Origin of the sequence: Kitasatospora sp. MBT63, assembly GCF_000710465.2 — a bacterium.
Classification (GTDB): Bacteria; Actinomycetota; Actinomycetes; order Streptomycetales; family Streptomycetaceae; genus Kitasatospora.
Window position 1 is genome coordinate 1 of sequence record NZ_JAIZ01000381.1, and the last position, 2,030, is coordinate 2,030.

The 2,030-nt window shown below is 71.4% G+C and carries 2 protein-coding genes and 2 pseudogenes; all 4 read right to left on the reverse strand.

The window, feature by feature from the left end; translation table 11 throughout:
- A pseudogene (locus AA75_RS51445) lies at positions 1-190 on the reverse strand (hypothetical protein); the annotation flags it as partial.
- A gap of 156 nt (positions 191-346) precedes the next feature.
- Positions 347-898: a hypothetical protein gene (locus AA75_RS22265; RefSeq protein ID WP_149038303.1), complete on the reverse strand. Its 552-nt coding sequence runs from the start codon at positions 896-898 to the stop codon at positions 347-349.
- 54 nt (positions 899-952) lie between these two features.
- Complete coding sequence (locus tag AA75_RS22270; protein WP_033821945.1) at positions 953-1,180, reverse strand: hypothetical protein; 228 nt, start codon at positions 1,178-1,180, stop codon at positions 953-955.
- 70 nt (positions 1,181-1,250) lie between these two features.
- A pseudogene (locus tag AA75_RS22275) lies at positions 1,251-2,030 on the reverse strand (hypothetical protein); the annotation flags it as partial.

Consider the following 2,030-nt stretch of genomic DNA (forward strand, 5'->3'; position numbering starts at 1 on the left):
GGCCGGGGGCGGGGGCCGCAGCGGGGCCAGGGCCGGGGGCGGGTGGCGTCGGATTGCCGGGCGACGCGCTTCGCGCGGGCGGGGCCGAGGAGCCGGGCCGGGCGAACTGCGGCGGCACCGCCCTCGGGGTCTGCTGCCAGGTCGGGGGTGCCGGCGCCGCCGGATCCGGGTTCCAGTAGTGCTCTGTCATGCCTTCCTCCTTTTGTCGTGGTGTTGTGGCCGGCGTCGTTCGAGCCGCGCGGGTCCGCCTTGGGCACGGTGTGTGCCGAGGGCCGGGTGGTCGCCGGGCCGCGGGTAGCAGCCGCCGGGCCGTCGCCGAACGGACTGCGTGGGGTCCGACGGCCGGTCAGCGTGGCCGTACGGTGGCGAAGTCGCAGCCGGGGGTGCAGAGGGTGACGATGCCGCTCCAGTTCCGCTGGACGCGGCCGCGCGTCTCGGAGTGGGTCATCGGCTTCTCGCGCAGGTTCGGCTGCCGGCACCGCGGGCAGTGCCCGGGCCGGGCCGTCCCCCACGGCTTCGCCGGGTCGAGGGCGCGGAGCAAGGGGACCAGCAGGAGTACGGCGATCGCCATGGCGATGATTCCGGCGACGAGTGCGCCGGGGTGCGCGGCCTGCTGCCGGTGGAGCATCTCCTGGTAGCTGTACGAGTGCGTCAGCGCGCCGTTGACGTACGCGTCGCAGATGTCGCTCGGCGACATCGTCGTGCCGTCGCACCGGGGTGCCGAGGTGTCGTCCGGATGGCCGGGGTAGACGGCGAGGGCCAGCACCAGGCCGAGGGCGAAGAGGGCCGACAGCACCATGACGGCTACTGCTCGGGACCTTCCTGAACGACGTGCCTCTCGCTCCTTGACGGCTCGTTGGATCAACTTGTCCGTGATGCCGGTGGTCTGGGTGGACATGCCGGATCTCCTCCGGGGCAGTGGTGGTGCGCGGTTGGCGGTGCCGGACGTGCGTCAGCGGTGGCACGAGGCGGCGAGGAAGAGCAGCAGGATCGCGACGACCACGAAGGTGAGGCAGCCGTTGCCGCCGTCCGGCTTCTTGGTGTTGGTTTCGACCATCCCGCCGGGGAGGAGGCCGGGGTGGCGGCCGGCGTAGTGCGCGATCTGCTCCTGCTCGCCCTGGGACTCGGTGCCCCAGGAGGTCTTGAAGCCGCACTCGCCGCACCGGTAGCGGTATGCCATGTCGGTTCCTCGTCTCTCGTGCTCTCTCGTGCTCGGGTGGTGGGTTGTCCGCTGCGGGCGGCCCGGGAGGTCAGCGCCAGCGCCAGCAGACGGTGTAGCCGAAGGCCGGGTAGTCGCCGGACCGCCAGTAGGTGGAGCCGCTGGTGCCGCAGAACGCCGTGTCGTAGGGGGTGTTGGTGCGTCCGGTGACGTAGACGTTGGATGCGCCGCAGCTGCCGACGTTGGTGAAGGTGGAGCCCGACTTGAGCAGGCATTCGTTGACGGTCGCGTAGCCGGCGTCGTCCGGGTAGTTCATGGACAGGCACAGCAGGACGTCGAGGCCGGAGTGCCCGGCCGTGGGCATGGAACGCCAGTAGTTGTAGTGCGGCCAGTCGTCGCACTTGGTGTGGTCGGCGGTGCCGCGGTAGACCGCCAGGACCTTGAAGTTGCCGGTCTGGCAGGACTGCGTCGACCAGGCGTCGGCCCCGGCGGCCCCGAAGACGCAGTCGCCTTGGCGGGCGTGGTAGGCGGTGCCGCCGGAACTCTGGTAGCTGAGGCACAGGACGCGGTCGTACAGGGTGGACGAGACGCTCTCGTCGTTGTCGGTGACGTTGTCGCAGCTGTTCAGGTCGGTGCTGCCGGTGTTGATCCGCACGACCTTGAAGGCCCCGGAGGTGCAGTCGGTGGCGGTCAGGTCGGCGTGGCCGTCGGTGCCGGATTCGTAGAAGCAGTCGCCGACCTCTGCGGTGGCGAAGGGGCTGGTCGGCGTCGGACTCGGGGTCGGCGTCGGCGTTGGTGTCGGGGTCGGGGTCGGGGTGTCCGGGGCGGAGGTGGTCTCCGCCGGCTGGGGTGCGGGGGTCCACGCGGGGAG

Bases quoted from the DNA above. Each gene is read 5' to 3' on its own strand.
- AA75_RS22265 (WP_149038303.1), bottom strand. From the start codon at position 898: ATGTCCACCCAGACCACCGGCATCACGGACAAGTTGATCCAACGAGCC.
- AA75_RS22270 (WP_033821945.1), bottom strand. From the start codon at position 1,180: ATGGCATACCGCTACCGGTGCGGCGAGTGCGGCTTCAAGACCTCCTGG.